The organism is Streptomyces sp. NBC_01352, from assembly GCF_036237295.1.
GTDB classification, from domain to species: domain Bacteria; phylum Actinomycetota; class Actinomycetes; order Streptomycetales; family Streptomycetaceae; genus Streptomyces; species Streptomyces plumbiresistens.
Genome location: NZ_CP108354.1, coordinates 1,757,874 through 1,772,957, shown reverse-complemented (window position 1 = coordinate 1,772,957; position 15,084 = coordinate 1,757,874). Strand labels below are relative to the sequence as shown.

General features: G+C 69.7%; 13 protein-coding genes and 3 pseudogenes. 9 read left to right on the top strand and 7 right to left on the bottom strand.

Features of this window, described 5'->3' with window-relative positions; genetic code table 11:
• Nucleotides 1–50 precede the first annotated feature (50 nt).
• A complete protein-coding gene (locus OG252_RS08485; protein WP_266450885.1) occupies nt 51–1,073 on the bottom strand; it encodes a LacI family DNA-binding transcriptional regulator in 1,023 nt (340 codons plus the stop codon).
• A 181-nt stretch (nt 1,074–1,254) separates the two neighbouring features.
• Here OG252_RS08485 and OG252_RS08480 point away from each other — a divergent pair, with 181 nt between their 5' ends.
• Entirely contained in the window at nt 1,255–2,604 is a 1,350-nt protein-coding gene (locus OG252_RS08480; RefSeq protein ID WP_329334922.1) for a mucin-1, read from the top strand.
• A 29-nt stretch (nt 2,605–2,633) separates the two neighbouring features.
• Nucleotides 2,634–3,845: a glycoside hydrolase family 1 protein gene (locus tag OG252_RS08475; protein ID WP_329334920.1), complete on the top strand. Its 1,212-nt coding sequence runs from the start codon at nt 2,634–2,636 to the stop codon at nt 3,843–3,845.
• Between the two features lie 42 nt (nt 3,846–3,887).
• Here the strand turns inward: OG252_RS08475 and OG252_RS08470 are convergent, their stop codons facing one another.
• From OG252_RS08470 to OG252_RS08460, 3 genes and pseudogenes are all read right to left on the bottom strand, one after another.
• Nucleotides 3,888–4,433, bottom strand: coding sequence for a kinase (locus tag OG252_RS08470; protein WP_266450889.1), 546 nt, complete (start codon nt 4,431–4,433; stop codon nt 3,888–3,890).
• 59 nt (nt 4,434–4,492) lie between these two features.
• Nucleotides 4,493–4,587: pseudogene (locus OG252_RS08465) on the bottom strand (MarR family transcriptional regulator); the annotation flags it as partial.
• A 35-nt stretch (nt 4,588–4,622) separates the two neighbouring features.
• A pseudogene (locus OG252_RS08460) lies at nt 4,623–5,336 on the bottom strand (glycosyltransferase family 9 protein); the annotation flags it as partial.
• Nucleotides 5,337–5,377: 41 nt separating this feature from the next.
• Between OG252_RS08460 and OG252_RS08455 the strand changes: the two are divergent.
• Nucleotides 5,378–6,031: pseudogene (locus OG252_RS08455) on the top strand (MFS transporter); the annotation flags it as partial.
• Between the two features lie 26 nt (nt 6,032–6,057).
• On the opposite strand, the gene OG252_RS08450 reads toward OG252_RS08455, so the two are convergent.
• Nucleotides 6,058–6,771, bottom strand: a complete 714-nt coding sequence (locus tag OG252_RS08450) for an anti-sigma factor antagonist (protein WP_329334917.1) — start codon at nt 6,769–6,771, stop codon at nt 6,058–6,060.
• Between the two features lie 130 nt (nt 6,772–6,901).
• Between OG252_RS08450 and OG252_RS08445 the strand changes: the two genes are divergently transcribed.
• Nucleotides 6,902–7,234, top strand: coding sequence for a helix-turn-helix transcriptional regulator (locus OG252_RS08445; RefSeq protein WP_266450891.1), 333 nt, complete (start codon nt 6,902–6,904; stop codon nt 7,232–7,234).
• Between the two features lie 28 nt (nt 7,235–7,262).
• Here the strand turns inward: OG252_RS08445 and OG252_RS08440 are convergent, their stop codons facing one another.
• Complete coding sequence (locus OG252_RS08440) at nt 7,263–8,027, bottom strand: ABC transporter permease (RefSeq protein ID WP_266450893.1); 765 nt, start codon at nt 8,025–8,027, stop codon at nt 7,263–7,265.
• Nucleotides 8,028–8,160: 133 nt separating this feature from the next.
• Complete coding sequence (locus tag OG252_RS08435; protein ID WP_329334914.1) at nt 8,161–9,108, bottom strand: methionyl-tRNA formyltransferase; 948 nt, start codon at nt 9,106–9,108, stop codon at nt 8,161–8,163.
• A 247-nt stretch (nt 9,109–9,355) separates the two neighbouring features.
• Here OG252_RS08435 and OG252_RS08430 point away from each other — a divergent pair, with 247 nt between their 5' ends.
• The 5 genes from OG252_RS08430 (at nt 9,356) to OG252_RS08410 (ending at nt 15,084) form a co-directional block, all read left to right on the top strand.
• Complete coding sequence (locus OG252_RS08430; RefSeq protein ID WP_266450895.1) at nt 9,356–10,711, top strand: lysine N(6)-hydroxylase/L-ornithine N(5)-oxygenase family protein; 1,356 nt, start codon at nt 9,356–9,358, stop codon at nt 10,709–10,711.
• Between the two features lie 176 nt (nt 10,712–10,887).
• Nucleotides 10,888–11,946, top strand: a complete 1,059-nt coding sequence (locus tag OG252_RS08425; RefSeq protein ID WP_329334911.1) for a FecCD family ABC transporter permease — start codon at nt 10,888–10,890, stop codon at nt 11,944–11,946.
• On the top strand, nt 11,943–13,034 hold the full coding sequence (locus OG252_RS08420; protein ID WP_329334909.1) for a FecCD family ABC transporter permease: 1,092 nt from the start codon (nt 11,943–11,945) through the stop codon (nt 13,032–13,034). The genes OG252_RS08425 and OG252_RS08420 overlap by 4 nt, the downstream gene beginning before the upstream one ends.
• Nucleotides 13,035–13,073: 39 nt before the next feature.
• On the top strand, nt 13,074–13,913 hold the full coding sequence (locus OG252_RS08415) for an ABC transporter ATP-binding protein (RefSeq protein WP_266450898.1): 840 nt from the start codon (nt 13,074–13,076) through the stop codon (nt 13,911–13,913).
• Nucleotides 13,914–14,025: 112 nt separating this feature from the next.
• Nucleotides 14,026–15,084, top strand: a complete 1,059-nt coding sequence (locus OG252_RS08410; protein WP_329334907.1) for an ABC transporter substrate-binding protein — start codon at nt 14,026–14,028, stop codon at nt 15,082–15,084.

Sequence of the window (15,084 nt, the reverse complement as noted above, 5' to 3'; positions counted from 1 at the left end):
TTCGGCGTGCTGACGTACTGTCCGGACATGCGGATGTGGGGCTCGGGGAGTTACTGCGGTCCGCGCGGGCGCGGCGGGGCGGTGGTCTCGCGCAGGACGAGGCGGATGGGCATCTGCACCTGCTCGGCGGGTGGTTCGGCGTCGGGCTCGTCCAGCTGACGCAGCAGCAGCCGGGCGGCCTCGGCGCCCTGCGCGGCGACCGGCTGGGCGACCGTGGTCAGGCCGACCACGTCGGCGAGTTCGTGGTCGTCGAAGCCGACGACGGACACGTCCTGCGGCACCCTCAGCCGGTGGCGCCGCAGGGCCCGCAGGGCGCCCATCGCCATCTCGTCGGACTGCGCGAACACGGCGGTCGGCGGACGGGAGACGGCCAGCAGTTCGGTCATGGCCCGCTCGCCGCCCTCGACGGTGTAGTCGCCGTCCGCCTCCAGGGCCGCGTCGTGCTCGATGCCTGCGTCGCTCAGGACGTCCAGGTAGGCGTTGCGCCGCTCGATGGGGGTGGTCCAGTGCAGCGGCCCGCTGGTTCCGCTGATCATGCCGATCCGGCGGTGGCCGAGGTTGACCAGATGCCGTACGGCGCTCTCGGCGCCGGCCCGGTCGTCGATGCCGACGACGGTGAAGCCGGGCCGGGTGCCGCCGACCGTGGAGGCCATCGGCACCCCCAGTGAGCGCAGTGCGGCCGACTCCTCCTCGTCAGGGATGAGGAGCGACAGCACAGCGTCCACCCGCTTGCGGACCGGCAGCCTGGTGAAGAAACGCTTGCGTGTCTCCGGCGAACCCAGGTTGTACAGCAGCACGTCGTACCCGGCGGCGCTGAACTCCTTCTCGGCGGCGTCCACCACGGTGCCGAAGAACCAGCGGCCCACGTACGGCACCACGATGCCGATGGTGAAGGTACGCCCGCTGGCCAGGCTCGACGCGGAACGCGAGGCGGTGTAGCCGAGCCGGGCGGCGACAGCGGCGATCTGCGCCCGCACTTCCTCGGACACCCCCGGCCGGCCGCGCAGGGCGCGGGAGACGGTGGACGCCGAGACTCCGGCGGCGCGGGCGACATCGGTGATGCTGGCCGTCACGGCGCATTCCTCCCGTTGATTTCACTTCGGTGTGATCTGTGGGTGACGTGACCGTAAACCCGACCATCTTGTTGCGCAAGCGTTTGCGTTCATATTTACTTGGGCCGATCTGCAAGAGACCTCTTTGTTATCAAGCGTCAGCGCACACGTTTGGGCGCTGTGGAGCCGACAGGACCTGTGCATGCGATACGCCCCGCCCGGCCTCTGCGTGAACGACTTCGCCCTCCTGCGCGACGAGGACGGCACGTACGCGGTGCTGCACCTGCAGGGCCCCTGGACACCGGAGTTCGACCATCTGCGGATGGAGACCTCCTACGGCCGGGCCACCTCCGCCGACCTGGTCCACTGGCAGCCCCAGGGCACCGCCTTCGGCAACGGCCTGCCCGGTCGCTTCGACCAGCAGGCGGTGTGGACGATGCACCCTTTCCGGCACGGCGACGGAATGGCGATGTTCTACACGGGCGTCTCCGGTCTCACACCGGGCGGCTGGCCGCTCCAGTCGGTCGGACTGGCGTACTCCGACCGCACCGACGGCACGGGCTGGCGGCGCCACGGCACCGCGCCGGTCGTCGAGGCGGACCCGCGCTGGTACCGCACCGGCGAACGCATGGGCTGGCGCGACCCGTTCGTCGTACGTGACGACGCGTCGGACGGCTGGGTCATGGCCGTCTGCGCCAGCGATGCCTCCCTCCCGGTGGAGGTCGGCGGCTGCGTCGCCTGGGCCACCTCCGACGACCTGGAGCACTGGACCGTCCACCCGCCGCTCATCTCACCTGGCGACATCGACGAGTTGGAGTGCCCGGTCCTCGAACGCCTCGACGACGGCAGCTGGCTGCTGCTCGGCTCCATCGGCGCCACCCGCGGCTTCGAGGCGTGGACGGCCCCTCGGTTGCGCGGTCCCTGGACGCGTCGCGGCCCCCTCGGACCCACTGGGTCCTACGCCCCGCGGGTCATCCCCGCCCCCGACGGCACCCGCGTCGTACTGCACACCACGCCCCGCAAGGTCGGCCTCAGCGACACCGGGGAGCGCTGCCGCGGCATGCTCACCCAGCCGAAGTCACTTGTGGTGCAGGGCGATTCGGCCCCCCGCCTCGAATGGTGGCCGGGCCTGAACGCCTGGCTCGGCGAGGAGACCGACCGCCCCGCCCTGCACGCGGTCGGCGACATCGGCATAACCGGGCCCGTCGAGATCACCCTGCGCACTCACACCCCGGACAGCGACCGTCCCGCCCTCACCGTGGGCTGCGACGGCAAGAACCTCTGGGTCACGGGCCCCGACGGGACCCGGCTCGGCGAGACCGTCCTGACGGACCCCGCCGCCACGCTGCGCATCCTCACCATCGGTGAGTACGTCGAGGTCTACGCCGACAACGTCTTCGCCCTCACGACCCTGTGCTACTCCGGGCACCCCGCCCCGTGGACGGCCGTCAGCGAAGGACGCGAACGCACCGTCCCCGTCCGCCCGATCCGGCTGCCCGACCCGCACCGCGACGACGCCTCGGCCATCTGGCCCGGCCCGTCACCGCGCTGACCCGAACTCCCCTCCGGAAAGGCCCAGTCATGCCCGCCGTGAACGTCACCGCCGACGGTCTCCGCTTCCCCGACGGCTTCCTGTGGGGGGCCTCCACCGCCGCCCACCAGATCGAGGGCAACAACGTCAACAGCGACTGGTGGCAGACGGAACACAGCGGCGGCTCCGTCGCCGAGCCCAGCGGTGACGCCGCCGACAGCTATCACCGGTGGCGCGAGGACATGGACCTGCTCGCCGAACTCGGCTTCACCGCCTACCGCTTCAGCATCGAATGGGCCCGCATCGAACCCGCACCCGGCCACTTCTCCAAGGCCGAGATCGCCCACTACCGGCGCATGGTCGAGGGGGCGATCGAACGCGGCCTGCGCCCGATGGTCACCCTCCACCACTTCACCGTCCCGCGCTGGTTCGCCGAGCGCGGCGGCTGGACCGCGGACGGGGCGGTGGACCTGTTCGAGCGGTACGTGCGCGCCACCGCGCCGGTCATCGGCACCGGCGTACGGCACGTGTGCACCATCAACGAGCCCAACATGATCGCGGTCGCCGGCGCCGTCCGTGAACTGGGCACCGAGGCACCGCCCGCGGCGGGCCTCCCGCTGCCCGACAAGGCCACCACCGACGCCCTGATCCAGGCCCACCACCGCGCCACGGCCGCCGTCAAGGCGATCTCCGCGGACATCCAGGTCGGTTGGTCGATCGCCAACCAGGTCTACCAGGCCCTCCCCGGTGCCGAAGCCGCCACCGCCGCCTACAGCCACCCCCGCGAAGACGTCTTCATCGAAGCCGCCCGCGACGACGACTGGATCGGCGTCCAGTCCTACACCCGCACCAGGATCACCACCGACGGTCCCATCCCGGGGCCCGAGGACGCCGAACGCACCCTCACCGGCTGGGAGTACTACCCGCAAGCCATCGGATACGCCCTGCGCCACACCGCCGGGATCGTCGGCGACGTACCCCTGATCGTCACCGAGAACGGCATCGCCACCGACGACGACACACGCCGCATCGACTACACCACCGGCGCGCTCCAGGCAGTCTCCGCCGCCCTGGAGGACGGCCTCGACGTACGCGGCTACCTCCACTGGAGCGCACTCGACAACTACGAATGGGGCTCCTACAAACCCACCTTCGGCCTCATCTCCGTCGACCCCGACACCTTCGAACGCACCCCCAAGCCTTCCGCGGCCTGGCTCGGCGGCCTCGCCCGTGTCGGCGTACTGCCCCGAGCCGCCTCCTGATCGACCTGTGTTCGGCTCGCGACCGGTGCCGGGCCGGGGAGTTCAGCGATCGAGTGCGGGACGGCCGGCCAGGCCGGTATCGAGCATGATGCGGTCGACGGTCTCGGGCAGGGTGCTGTCGGTGCCGATGACGGTCTCGACGTCGCCGGGCAGCAGATCGAGTTCCCGGTACCAGTCGCGCAGGTCCCTCTCGCCGACCTCCTCGGCGATCGGCTTGGTGGCGTGGCGTACGAGGGTTTCGCCGAACGGCACGTGCAGGTAGTAGCCGTGGGTCGGGCCGCGGTGGTCGGCGCGCAGCCGCGCGAGCATCTCGCCGTAGCGGTCGGCGTACAGGATGCCCTCCAGGACGACGTGATATCCGGCGTCCAGGGCGTATCGGGCGACGGTGTCGATGAGGCCGATGTTCGCCGCGCCGGGCAGGTCTCTCTCCCTCAGCACGATCCGGCGGAGGTTGTCCTGGCCGACGATGGCCAGGCCGCGGCCGAAACGGTCCCGGATGCCGGCCGCCACGCTCGACTTGCCCGAAGCGCTGTTGCCCCGCAGGACGATCAGCCGGGTCCCTTCCGTGCCCACCACCACGGTGGCCAACCTACTCCGTCCTACTTTGTGCTCTCAGCTCATGGCTTTGCCGGTGTTCCGGATCATCTGCCGTGGCCGTCGGGGGAGAGGTCGTTCTTCGACAGGTTGCGCAGCAGCCAGTACTGAGCTGGGTGAAGCCGTGCTCAGCCTGCCGAGCCCGGGTCCTGAAGTCAGGTCGAGGGCAAGGCATGCGACGGGTCAGGCATGCTCCGTGATGAGTTTCTGCACCGCGCACACCACGTCCTGGCCGGTGACCTCGTCGAGGCCCGGACGACCGGGGACGTCGCTGTGCCGGGCCCGGCTGTCCGCGCCGGGCACGGCCCGATCGCCGAGAGGCAGGCTCGGGACGCCGTACGGCCCCCACGGCTCCGCCGGAACGACGGGCGTGCACAGGGACACCACCGGTGTTCTGACGGCCGCGGCCAGGTGGGCGGGGCCGGTGGTGCCGCTCGTCACGACGTCGGCCGAGCGCAGGACGCCCGCCAGGGTGCGCAGCGCGGTCCTGCCGCCGAGGTCCACCGCCACGTCCCCGCTGACCCGCCGGGTGAGCTCCGTCTCGCCGGGGCCGCCGGTGACGACGACGCGGTGGCCCGCCTCGACGAGGAGGGCCACGGCCTCGGCCCAGCGTTCGGGACTCCAGGCACGGTCGGGTGCGTCGGCTCCGGGGTGGACGACGAGATACGGGCCGTTGCCGGTCAGGGCGATCGTGTCGGGAGGCGGCAGAACGCGCAGCCGGCCGTCGTCCCCGGGACGCGGGCGGAAACCCATCGCGGCGGCGGTGTCGAGCGCGGCCTCGGCCTCGTGGCGGCCGGGGAGCCGCTGATGACGTACGTCGAGGAGACGGCCGGAACGGTCGATGCTGTCGGCGTCGGCCTCGGCGCCGATCCGTCCGACGCCGGCCAGCCGCAACAACGAAGGAGCACCGCGCTGCTCCGGAGCCGCGCGACAAGCGTGACGACATGTCCGTCCGAGAGGGGCTGGCCTTCTTCGCGCGTCGGCCCCGCCTGCTCGCGCTCGCCTGCGTCACCGGCATCAGCGCGGTCTTCGGACGCAACTACGGACTCACCCTCGCCGTGCTGGTCACCGGGCCGCTCGCGGGCGGCGCCGGCGCGTTCGGCACGGTCTCCACCGTCCTCGCCGTCGGCGGCATCCTCGGGGCGGTCCTCGGTGCCCGGCTGCGCAGGCCCTCGGTCCGGCTCGTGGGCACACTGGCCGCCGCGGGTGGGCTGCTGCAGGTGGCGGCGGGCTTGTCGCCGTCGCTGGCCGTGCTGCTGGTGCTCGTCCTGCCCATGGCCGTGGTGGAGTCCGTCTGCGACACCGCCGGAACCGCCGTACTGCAGACCGATCCGCCCGCTCACCTGCGGGGACGGGTGCTCGGGGTGTGGAGCAGCATCGGCACCGTGTGGGGTCTCGGCGGGCCTCCGGCGCTGGGCCTGCTCATGGAAACGGCCGGAGCACGCGGCGCTCTGGTGACCGGCGGCCTGCTCATCGCCGGCACGATCGGCGCGGGCCTCGTCCTGCGTGCACGCCGGACCCCGGAGCCGGTGGCCCTGCCGTCGAAGCCGGGCGACGTGGTGGGGCAGGAAGCGCTGAGGGCCGCTGCCTGAGGGCTGGTCCGGTGTGTCTGTGCTGCTCACGCCTCCTTGTCGCCGGCGGCCGCTGGTGACGTACGCAGTCGGGTCACCGTCGCGGCCACCTGCTGCCGGACCGGTTCCGGCAGTCCCTCTCCGTTGACGGCGTCGACCAGGTCGTGGGCCACCTCACGCAGCTTGGTGTTGGTGTTCTGAGAGGCCTCGACCAGAACCGTCCAGGCCTCCTCGGCGCTCAGTCCGAAGGAGGCCATCAGCACTCCGCGGGCCAGGTCGATGACAGGCCGGGTCTGCATTGCCCGCTCCAGGTGCATGATCTCGGCACGCAGCTCCGGCTCGGTCTCCGGGCGTGCCGCCCGCGCACCGGACACAGCGAAGAGCGACAGGGTTCCGGTGCCCGCGAGGAGTCTGCGCACCGCGGCACTGGTGGCCCGAACGGCCAGGTCCTTGCCACTCTCCCGGGCGTGCCGACGCACACGCACCAGGACATTGAGGCCGGAGCAATCACAGAAATCGACGCCGCTCAGGTCGAGATCGATTCCGTGGACCGATCGGCGGAGGGCCCCGAACAGGGCATCGCCGAGTTCCTGCACGCCGGCGATGTCGATCTCGCCGGTCACCACCACGGCCGTCCGGTCGCCCTCGGGCCGCGTTTCGATACCCAGCGTGGGCTGCTGGTGACCGCTCACCGGGCAGGTGTCCGCGGAGGCGGTCTCGTCTTCGGCTGTGAGCTGCGAAGGAAGCGTACGTTCAGACATCGTGGCCACTCCCCGAGGCGACGTGCGTCCTGCGATCCAGCGTGAGCCCGGCGAATCTCGTACGTCAAGAGATTCAGGAAATCTCATTCAGGCTTTTGAACGCGCGAATCGTGGCTCCTACTCTGTAGGCATGGGTGATGTACCTGAACGGCACATGGGGTGGACTTTCCTGACCAATCACGCTCGCGTGCTGGCCGCGATCGCTGACGATCCCACCACGCGCATCCGCGATATCGCCGCGCGATGCCGGCTGACCGAGCGAGCCGTCCAGAAGATCGTTTCCGATCTGGAGACGGACGGCTATATCAGCCGCACGCGTCAGGGGCGGTCCAACATGTATCGCATCGAAGAGGGGACGATCCTGCGTCATCCCGCCGACTCGGGGCTGACCGTATCGGGACTTCTCTATCTCCTCGCCCAGCACGACGCCGATCGCGGCGGTGAGCTCCCCAGCAGGAAGTGACGACTCGGGGGACAGGCCGTCAGGTGGGTCATGTGCCGCGTGACCGTCTGCTGATCTTGTTGCGGGCGATCAACTCCAGTACGACGGCGACCGCGACGGCCTCCACCGCCAGCAGGGCGATCAGCACGAACAGCTGGACCGCTCCGGCCAGCAGGGGTGACGCGCCGCCGAGCAGCATGCCGATGAACGCGCCGGGGAGGGTGACCAGTCCGACCGTTCTGGTCTGGTCGAGGGCCGGGATCAGCGCTCCGGCGGCCGAGGTCCGGGCGATCTCCAGCCGGGCCTCCCGGTCCAGGAGCCCGATGGACAGCGCGGCCTCGACCTCTCCGTGGCGCGTCTCCAGCTCCTCCAGCGCACGCCGGCCGGCGAGCACCGTCGCGGTCAGCGCGCCGCCGATGAGGATGCCGGTGACGGGGATGAGGGCGATGCCTTTGACCGGGAGCACCCCGATGGCCACGAGCAGGACGACGACCGGGAACGCGGCGCCGCCGATCGGAACGGCGGACCACCACCAGGTGCGGTTGTCGGTGATGCGGCGGCCGGCCGTCCACGTCGCCACACCGAACATCCCCGCGATGAAGACGAAGAGCAGCAGACGCGAGTCGAGCGCCCACCTGATGACGACGGCCACCGCGGCCAACTGCACCGCCGCCCGAAGCCCGGCGGTGACGATCGCGCGGGTGTGTCCCAGCCTGGCCAGTGCCGCCACCGCGGCCGCCGCCACGAGCAGTACCGCGAGCGCGATGCCCAGAGCCGGGTTCACCGGGAGCAGCGTGGAGGCCGACGTGATCACGGCTTCACCTTAGGCGGGGTGCGCCGCCGCGCGGACTGGGATCCGCGCGGCGGCGGTCTGCCGGCCCCCGGGACCGTGGTGGGGTCGACGCCTGTGAACACCGAACGGTCCGCGCGGGACCGTTCCCCGGTGGTCAGGGACGACTGGTCAGGTATCCGCCCATGGAGGTGAAGTACTCGGTCGCACCCAACTCCCGTCCGTCTTCGGTCCGTACGCGGGTGATGGCCAGGCCGCGGTTGCGGCCGGTACGGGCGTCCGCTCCGGCGACGATGGCCACACCGTCGCCCTCGCGATAGAAGATGCGGCCGGGTGTGCCGCCGTAACGGCCCTCGGACACCACGGCGGCGAGGACCTCGAGGCGCTTGCCCTTGTGGAAGGTGAAGGCGCTGGGGTACGGCTCGGACTGTGCGCGGACGAGGCGTTCGAGGTCCTCGGCGGGCCAGTCCCAGTTCATACGGATGTCCTCGGTGGACCGCTTGTGGAAGAAGCTGGCCTGGGACCGGTCCTGCTTGGTGAACTCCGTCTGCCCGGTGGCGATGAGGTCGAGCGCGCCGATGGTGACCGGGGCGATGAGGTCGACGGTCTTGTGGAAGAGGTCGGTGGTGGTGTCCGTCGGTCCGACCGGAACCGCTTCCTGGCGGACGATGTCACCGGCGTCGAGTTCGTCGTTCATCATGTGCGCGGTGACGCCCACTTCGGGCTCGCCGTTGATCAGGGCCCAGATCAGCGGGGAGAAACCGGCGTACTTCGGCAGCAGCGAGTCGTGCACGTTCAGCGTGCCGCGGGGTGGCAGGTCGAAGATGCGCGGGGGGATCCACGTCCGCCAGTTGTTCGCCACGATGATGTCCGGGGCGGCCTCCTTGAGGCGCTCGAACAGCTCGTCGTCGTCAGGGCGGTTGCGGATCAGCACCGGGACGCCGTGCTCTTCGGCGAGGTCGGCGACGGAGTCGCTCCAGATCTTCTCGTACGCGTGCTCGCTCTTGGGGTGCGTCACGACCAGAACCACGTCGTGGTCGGAGTCGAGAAGGGCTTGCAGGGTGCGGTGCCCCCAGGTCTGGTAACCGAACATGGCGACCCGCATGGGGTTCCTCCTCAAGGCAGGGAATGACCAGAGGACAGTAAAGCAAGGCTTACCTTAGTTTACAACGGGTGCAAACGGGGCCCTAGTTGACAGGCGTCGCCGACGGGTTGTCCGTTTCGCCCTATCGACAGCTCCACAGGATTAGCTTAGGCTCACCTAAGTTCCCGGCGGGCCGCTCCGTCGGTGTGCCCACCTGTCGTACTTTCCCCACGCCTGACAGGCAACTGCCCCGCACGATGGGAGTGACATGTCACAGGTTCTTCCTGATGACGCATCACCGGTCCACGACCTCATTGGCATCGGCTTCGGACCGTCCAATGTGGCCATGGCGATCGCACTCAGTGAGCACAACGCACGCGTCGGCGGGCAGGAGGCGATCACCGCTCACTTCTTCGAGCAGCAGCCGTGCTTCGGATGGCACCGCGGCATGCTGATCGACGACGCGACCATGCAGGTGTCCTTCCTCAAGGACCTGGTGACGCTCCGGAACCCGACCAGCGAGTTCAGCTTCCTCTGCTACCTGAAGAGCAAGGACCGGCTGATCGACTTCATCAACCACAAGAACCTCTTCCCCCTGCGGGTGGAGTTCCACGACTACTTCGAGTGGGCCGCGGCCAAGGTCGACGGCATGGTCTCCTACGGCCATGAGGTCGTCGGCGTCGCGCCCGTCGTCCGGGACGGAGCCGTGGAGCACCTGGAAGTGACGGTCCGGTCGGGGGAGGGGCTCGCGGTGCACCGGGCCCGCAACCTCGTCATCGGTACCGGGCTGCGTCCTCTCATGCCGGAGGGCGTGGAGCGCGGCGACCGCGTCTGGCACAACTCCGAACTGCTGGCGAAGGTCGACGAGTTGGAGGACACCTCGCCCTCCCGGTTCATCGTCGTGGGCGCCGGACAGAGCGCCGCCGAGAACGTCGCCTACCTGCACCGCCGCTTCCCCCAGGCCGAGGTCTGCGCGGTCTTCTCGCGCTACGGCTACAGCCCCGCCGACGACAGCAGCTTCGCCAACCGGATCTTCGACCCGGCGGCGGTCGACGAGTACTACGCGGCACCGGACGACGTCAAACGCCGGCTGATGGACTACCACGGCAACACCAACTACTCCGTGGTGGACATCGACCTCATCGACGACCTGTACCGGCAGATGTACCAGGAGAAGGTCCTCGGCACCGAGCGGCTGCGCTTCGTCAACGTCTCCCGGCTCACCGGCGTCAAGGAGACACCGGACAAGGTCAGCGCCACCGTGAAGTCCCTCGTCACCGGCGAGGAAAGCTCCATGGACGCGGACATCGTGGTCTTCGCCACCGGGTACAGCCCCGCCGACCCCATCGGTCTCCTCGGTGAGGTCGCGGACCGCTGCCTCCGTGACGAGGAGGGCCGCGTCCGCGTCGAGCGGGACTACCGCATCGCCACGGACCCGGACCTGCACTGCGGCATCTACCTGCAGGGCGGCACGGAGCACACCCACGGCATCACGTCGTCTCTGTTGTCCAACACCGCGATCAGGGTCGGCGAGATCCTGGACTCGCTCCTCGACCGGGGCGTCAAGTCGGCCTCCGACGAGGCCCGTCCGGTAGCCGACGGCATCGCCAGCACCGCCCGCTAGTCCGCCCACCCGTCCAGCCCCCACACCGCCGCGCCCCGCCTGGTGGAACCGCACCCGGCAGGCGCGGCACCTGTGTGGGACCCCGGGAAAGGAACCTGCGGCACACCGCTTCCTGAGCGTGCCGTGCCCGACCGGCCATGCGTACCGAGCTGATCAAAGGGATAACGTACGTCGACATGGGCACGACTGCAGTTGAGCGCCCCGCGCCCAGGGGCACAACAGAGGCCCGTCGGCGGCGGGTTGTGGGTTTGGGCACGCTGGTGGTGATCCTCGTGGTCACGGGCGCGGTGTCGTTGGCCGTCGGTGCGCGCGCGTTGAGTCCCGCCGAGGTGTGGCATGGGCTGTTCGCGGCGCCGGACTCCGACCAGCGGCTCACCGAGATCAGACTCATCGTGCAGACCGTCCGGGTGCCGCGGACGGTGCTCGGAATCGTGGCGGGGGTCGCCCTGGGGGTCGCCGGGGCGCTGATCCAGGGGTACACCCGCAACCCGATCGCCGACACGGGCCTGTTGGGGGTGAACACGGGCGCCTCGTTCGCCGTGGTGTCGGTGATCGCCGTGTTCGGGTTCTCCAACCCCTTCCAGTACGTCTGGTTCGCCTTCCTGGGGGCGGCACTCGCCGGTGTCGTCGTGTTCGGTCTCGCGAGCATCGGCCGGGGAGCCGGCAACCCCTTGGCGCTCGCACTGGCCGGGCAGGGGATCACGGTCTTCCTCATGGCGATGACCACGGCGGTCGCGCTGTCGAACCAGGCGTCGCTGAACGCGCTGCGGTTCTGGAACGCGGGCTCCGTGGCCGGTGTCGGATTCGACGTCATCTGGCCGGTGACCGCGTTCATCGCGGTCGGGCTGGTGCTGGCGCTGGCCACGCTGCCCGCCATCAACCTGCTCAACCTGGGCGACGACGTGGCGCGGGGGCTGGGACTGAACATCGCGCGGAGCCGGATCATCGGCATCCTCGCCATCACCCTGCTCGCCGGCGCGGCGACGGCGGCCTGCGGCCCCATCGCGTTTCTCGGGCTCATGGTGGCCCACGTGGCCCGGTATCTGACCGGGCCGGACTATCGCTGGCTGGTGCCGTACGCGGGTCTGCTCGGCGCCGTCGTCCTGCTGGTCTGCGACATCGTGGGGCGACTGGTGGTGCGGCCGGGCGAGTTGGACGCGGGTGTCGTCGTCGCTCTGCTCGGCGCCCCGTTCTTCGCGGGTCTGGTGTGGCGCGGAAAGTTCAGGAGCGCATGAACGGGACAGGCGTGAAGCCGACAGACGTGAAGCCGACAGACGCGAAGCCGTCGGTGGCGCCGGGCGTGCGGTTCGGCCGGGTGTCGTTCGTATGGCGGCCCTGGATGGCGCTCGTCACGCTGTTGTTGGCGACGGCCACCTTCCTGCTCTTCTGCCTGTCCATCGGCGTCGGGGACTTCCCCATCGGCCTGTCCCGGGTGATCGCCACGATCCTCGGCCGGGGCGAGCAGGTCGACGAGTTCGTGATCATGGACCTGCGGATGCCGCGTGCCCTGGCCGGGCTCGTCGTCGGCATCGCGCTGGGCGTGTCCGGGGCGATTACGCAGTCCATCGCGCGCAATCCGCTGGCCAGCCCGGACATCCTGGGGATCACCGGGGGTGCCAGCGCGGTCTCGGTGTTCCTGGTGACGGTGTCCGGCGGAGCCTCCGCGGCGATCATCGACTCCGTGGGCCTGTCCGCGGCCGCGCTGGCCGGCGGTCTCGGCACGGGTCTGCTGGTGTACTTCCTGGCCTGGCGGCGCGGGATCGACGGCTTCCGGCTCATCCTCATCGGCATCTCGGTGAGCGCCGTGATGGAGGCGATCACGACCTGGCTGCTGGTCACGGCCGACATCAGGGACGTGGCCCGGGCCCAGGCGTGGCTGGTCGGCTCGCTGGACAACCGGTCCTGGAACGAGGTCTGGATCGCGCTGTGGGGCACGCTGGCCCTCCTGGCCGTCGTGGCCTGTGTCGCGTTCCAGTTCAAGCCGATGCACTTCGGCGACGAGGTCGCGGCCGGCCTGGGCGTCCGGTACTCGATGGTGCGGGCGATCCTGCTGCTGTGCGCGGTCCTGCTGGCCGGCGTGGCGGTGAGCGCGGCGGGCCCGGTCCCGTTCGTCGCGCTGGTGGCACCACAGGTGGCGATGCGTCTGGCCAGGTACCCGACGCCGCCGATGGTGGCCTCCGGGCTGGTGGGAGCGCTGCTGCTGATCGGCGCGGACCTGGTCGCGCGCACCGCGCTGCCGATCAGTCTTCCGGTCGGCGTGGTCACCGCCGCGATCGGCGGCCCCTTCCTCGTCTATCTGCTGGTGCGGGCGAACCGCCGATAGATGGTACAAAAGTTAGGCATACCTAAACAGGGGGGCCTCGTGGGCGCTCAGTACATCACCGAGACCGAGTCCGGGGTCGTCGACGCCGCGCGGCTGGCAGCCAGAGGGGTGACGGTCGGGTACGGCGCCCGGATCGTCATCGACGATCTGGACGTGGAGATCCCGCCAGGGGTGATCACCACGATCATCGGCCCCAACGGCTGCGGGAAGTCGACCCTGTTGCGGACCCTGTCGCGGCTGCTCAAGCCGACCAAGGGGACGGTCGTGCTGGACGGCGACGACATCGTCAAGCTCAAGACCAGGGACGTGGCGAAGAAGCTGGGCCTGCTGCCGCAGGCGCCGGTCGCGCCGGAGGGGCTGACGGTGTCGGACCTGGTCGCCAGGGGCCGCCATCCGCACCAGAGCTGGCTGCGGCAGTGGTCGTCCGACGATGTGGCCGTCGTGGAGCGCGCGTTGGCGATGACCGGGGTGTCCGACCTCGCCGACCGTCCGGTCGACTCCCTGTCCGGCGGACAGCGCCAGCGCGTCTGGATATCCATGACCCTGGCTCAGGGAACCGACCTGCTGCTCCTCGACGAGCCGACCACCTACCTGGACCTGGCGCACGCGGTCGACGTGCTCGATCTGGTGGACGACCTGCACGAGTCGGGGTGCACGGTGGTCATGGTGCTGCACGACCTCAACCTGGCCACGCGCTACAGCGACAACCTCATCGTGATGCGGGAGGGGTCGATCCTGGCGCAGGGCCACCCGCGGGACGTGATCACCGCCGAACTGCTGCACGAGGCGTTCGGACTGCGCGCCAAAGTGATCGACGACCCGGTGGGCAACCGGCCGCTCATCGTCCCGATCGGTCGCACACACGTCCAACTCGACTAGTTCCCCATAAAGTTACAGAAGTTAGGCTAGGCTAACCTCACTTGTCCAAGGTAAGGTTTGCCTGCCCTTTAGACGGGGGCGCACTGGACAGCGCGAAAGCAAGGGACTTGGGATGCTCCTCCATCGATCGACGTTCAAGAGATCCCGACGGCGACTGGCGGCGGTTCTGTCCGTCGCGGCACTCGGCGTCGGCCTCCTCGCGGGATGCGGTTCCGACTCGTCGGACTCGGAGGACAAGGCGAGCGAGACCACCCCGGCTGCCGCCGCCGGCGCGTTCCCGGTCACCGTGGAGCACGCGTTCGGGTCCACGGAGGTCACCAAGGCCCCCCAGCGGGTCGTCTCCGTCGGCTACACGGACGACCAGACCATCCTGGCCTTCGGCATCAAGCCGGTCGGCATGGTCGACCAGTACCCGAACCCGCCGGGCAAGACCCCCGACATCAACACCCAGTGGCCGTGGGTGAAGGACAAGTGGGGCAGCACCCAGCCCGAGGTCATCATGAAGAACGGTGACTCCGGTCCCAACTACGAGAAGATCGCCGCCCTGCGACCGGACCTGATCATCGCGGTCTACTCCGAGATCGACCAGGCCGCCTACGACAAGCTCTCCAAGATCGCCCCGACGGTGGGCCGCACCAAGGCCGAGAAGGAGCCGTTCAGCGCGCCCTGGCAGGACAACGCGCTGCACATCGCCAAGGCGCTCGGCAAGGCCGAGGAGGGCGAGAAGATGGTCGAGGACATCCAGGGCCGGCTCGACGCCGCCAAGAAGGCGCACCCCGCGTTCGCGAGCCAGACCGCCGTCGCGTTGTCCTGGTACGAGGACTCCGTGGCGCCGTTCACCTCCACCGACGTGCGCGGACGGCTGGTGACGGGCATCGGCTTCAAGTACCAGACCGAGATCGACAAGATCGCGGACGGCAGCTTCTACACCCAGCTCTCTCCTGAGCGCATCGACCTGATCGACGTCGACCACATCTTCGTCATCAACGACAAGGCGGACACGGAGGCGCTGAAGAAGTTCAAGCTGTTCGCGAACCTGGACGCCGTGAAGAAGGGCAACGTGTCGTACCTGCTGGACAGCGAGGGTCCGGCGGTCGGCGCGGCCATTTCCCAGGGCACCCTGCTGTCGATGCCGTACGCGATCGACGAGCTCGTCAAGTCGGCCGAGTAG

What these genes read in the sequence shown, in the direction of transcription:
- OG252_RS08480 (WP_329334922.1), top strand. Translation starts at nt 1,255, where the DNA reads ATGCGATACGCCCCGCCCGGCCTCTGCGTGAACGACTTCGCCCTCCTG.
- OG252_RS08475 (WP_329334920.1), top strand. Translation starts at nt 2,634, where the DNA reads ATGCCCGCCGTGAACGTCACCGCCGACGGTCTCCGCTTCCCCGACGGC.
- OG252_RS08450 (WP_329334917.1), bottom strand. Translation starts at nt 6,771, where the DNA reads ATGTCTGAACGTACGCTTCCTTCGCAGCTCACAGCCGAAGACGAGACC.
- OG252_RS08445 (WP_266450891.1), top strand. Translation starts at nt 6,902, where the DNA reads ATGGGTGATGTACCTGAACGGCACATGGGGTGGACTTTCCTGACCAAT.
- OG252_RS08435 (WP_329334914.1), bottom strand. Translation starts at nt 9,108, where the DNA reads ATGCGGGTCGCCATGTTCGGTTACCAGACCTGGGGGCACCGCACCCTG.
- OG252_RS08430 (WP_266450895.1), top strand. Translation starts at nt 9,356, where the DNA reads ATGTCACAGGTTCTTCCTGATGACGCATCACCGGTCCACGACCTCATT.
- OG252_RS08425 (WP_329334911.1), top strand. Translation starts at nt 10,888, where the DNA reads ATGGGCACGACTGCAGTTGAGCGCCCCGCGCCCAGGGGCACAACAGAG.
- OG252_RS08420 (WP_329334909.1), top strand. Translation starts at nt 11,943, where the DNA reads ATGAACGGGACAGGCGTGAAGCCGACAGACGTGAAGCCGACAGACGCG.
- OG252_RS08410 (WP_329334907.1), top strand. Translation starts at nt 14,026, where the DNA reads ATGCTCCTCCATCGATCGACGTTCAAGAGATCCCGACGGCGACTGGCG.